Source organism: Streptomyces sp. AC558_RSS880, from assembly GCF_019049255.1.
Classification (GTDB): Bacteria; Actinomycetota; Actinomycetes; order Streptomycetales; family Streptomycetaceae; genus Streptomyces.
Window position 1 is genome coordinate 1 of the sequence record NZ_JAGMUJ010000231.1, and the last position, 228, is coordinate 228.

Here is a 228-nt window from a genome sequence, read left to right on the forward strand (position 1 = left end):
TGATCAGCGGGGTGATCGCGAAGAGGGCGAAGAACACTGCGGCGGGCAGCGCCCAGGCGAAGCCGGGGCGTCCCACCTTCGTTGCGGACGAGGCGGGCGGCCGCCGCCGGGCCCCCTTGCGGGGTCCGGCGGCGGGCCGGGCGCTCGTGATCTTTGTGGTCATGAGCCGTTCGTCACTCGGTGGGGAGGGCCTGCATGGCCTTGATGAAGCCGTCCGTGTCGAGCTGT

The 228-nt window shown here is 71.5% G+C and carries 1 pseudogene; it reads right to left on the reverse strand.

What is annotated here, in order from left to right:
- A pseudogene (locus KUM38_RS43970) lies at positions 1-163 on the reverse strand (sugar ABC transporter permease); the annotation flags it as partial.
- Positions 164-228 lie beyond the last annotated feature (65 nt).